Consider the following 2,056-nt stretch of genomic DNA (forward strand, 5'->3'; position numbering starts at 1 on the left):
AGCTTCCCCGTCTTCCTCAAGGAAACCGAATTCCGCTTCAACAACAGGCGCGAGGACCTCTACAAAATCCTCCTCAAAGCCTGCAGACTGAAACCCCTCAGGACACTCAGCTAGGGTAGACCCTTTCGAAAAGATTTGCAAAATCCTTCGAAGGATTTTGGTCTCTCCCCTCAACCGTCCAGCCCTTGGATCCTGCCAATGCACCCGAACCCCGCCTTCCGTCAAAGCCCGAGTGACCAGAACCTGGCCTTCGCCCGTGCCCGCGGGTTCGGCGTGCTGTTGGTGAACGGCCCCGAAGGCCCGCTTGCCGCGCATATCCCCTTCCTCCTCTCGGACGACGCCAGCTTTGCCGAGCTGCACCTCGCCCGCTCGAACCCCATTGTCCGGGCGGGCCTCCCGGCCCCCGCGCTTTTTGCCGTGTCGGGGCCGGACTCCTATGTCTCGCCCGACTTCTATGGCCCCCATTCCGAGGTCCCGGATCAGGTCCCGACCTGGAACTACGTCGCAGTCCACATTCGTGGTGTTCTTGAGCCACTTCCCGACGACGCGCTGCGGCCGCATGTCGATGCCCTGTCCGCCGAACACGAGGGGCGGATCACGGGCAAGACCCCCTGGACGAGCGCCAAGATGACCGAGGGCGCGATGCCCCGCATGATGCGGATGATCCTGCCCTTCCGGCTGCGGATCACATCGGTGGACGGCACGTGGAAGCTGAACCAGAACAAGCCGCCCGAGGTTCGCGGGCGCGCCGCGGCGGCGCTGGCAGAGGGTAATGAGGCGGCCCGCGAGATTGCGGCCCTGATGCAGGCCGCACCCGAGGCCGGGAAAAAGTAAAGACTTCGGAAACGCCTTCCGATAACCATTTGATTGTGCGTACTTCATAAGGCGTAACGCTGAGTTACGCCCCACCCCGTTTACAGGCCGGTCCCCTATCATTATCCTGATCCTTCCGGAACCGGAGGTCCCCATGCCCCTGCCCCTCGCCCCTCTTCTTCCCATCGCCCTGCGCCTCGGCACCGTCGCCGCCGCCAGCTACGCCGTGACCCGCTGGGTCCGGTCCCGCACCCACCCCGGCCGGACCGACCAGCGCGCCGAGGATGCCCTGGATGATCTGGGCGAGGGCCTCTCGATCCACCGTCCCTCCGACCGGGTCGCCGAGTCTGCTGGGGATACCCAGACCAACGCCACCGCCCGCGTCCGCCGGGTGATCCGTTTCCGTGGCAAGACCTGGGAAATCGATGCCGGCGGCATGGCTCGCTTCCGGCTGCGGCAAATCGGCGAATGAAGCTTTACCACGCCCCGGCCTCGCCCTTTGTCCGCAAGGTCATGGTCCTTATCCACGAGGCAAAGGCCACCGACCGCGTGACCCTGGTTCCGGTGTCTGGCCATCCGCTGGATCCCGGCACGTTACCCGTCGACCGCAACCCGCTTGGCAAGATCCCGGCGCTGGAACGGGGCGATAGCCCGACCCTCTACGACAGTCGGGTCATCACCCGCTATCTAGACCAGACCCTGCAGGCCGGGCTTTATCCCCCGGCACCGCGCCTTTGGGATACGCTCACCCTGGAAGCCACGGGCGACGGCATCGCCGAAGCGGCCGTACTGATCCGCTACGAAACCGCGGTTCGCCCCGAACCCAGCCGGTCCAGCGATTGGGCCGACGCGCAGTGGCAGAAGATCGACCGTGCGCTGACCGCAATCGAAGAGCGCTGGATGAGCCATCTTTCCGGCCCGCTCGACATGGGCCAGATCGCCGTCGGCTGCGCCTTGGGCTACATCGACTTCCGTCTGGGCGACCGCGACTGGCGCGGCGGGCGGGCTGCTCTGGCGGCCTGGCACACCGCTTTCGCCGCGCGCCCGGCCATGCTGGCGACCGCTCCTTCCACCTGACCGCCCAGGAAGCACAGCAGAAATGCTGACCTGCGCGGCTTTGTCCGCTGGACGAGGCCAAAAGCCTTGGCTAAACACGCCCCCGACGGGGCATGGTTTTCCATGGCCCCTCAAGTCATATGGGCCGGCAACCGTACTGGCCTGAAAGGGGAGAAGTTCTCGTGTC

3 protein-coding genes are annotated in these 2,056 nt (G+C 65.5%); all 3 read left to right on the forward strand.

Going from position 1 to position 2,056, the window contains the following annotated elements; all coding sequences use genetic code 11:
* Positions 1-198 precede the first annotated feature (198 nt).
* The 3 genes from ACRCSW_RS05345 (at position 199) to ACRCSW_RS05355 (ending at position 1,890) form a co-directional block, all read left to right on the forward strand.
* On the forward strand, positions 199-834 hold the full coding sequence (locus tag ACRCSW_RS05345) for an FMN-binding negative transcriptional regulator (RefSeq protein WP_438703215.1): 636 nt from the start codon (positions 199-201) through the stop codon (positions 832-834).
* A gap of 133 nt (positions 835-967) precedes the next feature.
* Positions 968-1,285 (forward strand): hypothetical protein, encoded by a 318-nt coding sequence (locus ACRCSW_RS05350; RefSeq protein WP_438703217.1) that lies wholly within the window; start codon positions 968-970, stop codon positions 1,283-1,285.
* Positions 1,282-1,890 carry a glutathione S-transferase gene (locus ACRCSW_RS05355; RefSeq protein ID WP_438703219.1) on the forward strand — a complete coding sequence of 203 codons (609 nt, stop codon included), beginning with the start codon at positions 1,282-1,284 and terminating at the stop codon, positions 1,888-1,890. Before ACRCSW_RS05350 ends, ACRCSW_RS05355 begins: the two co-directional genes overlap by 4 nt.
* Positions 1,891-2,056: the final 166 nt, after the last annotated feature.

Origin of the sequence: Tabrizicola sp., from assembly GCF_051645465.1 — a bacterium.
Taxonomy (GTDB): Bacteria; Pseudomonadota; Alphaproteobacteria; order Rhodobacterales; family Rhodobacteraceae; genus Tabrizicola.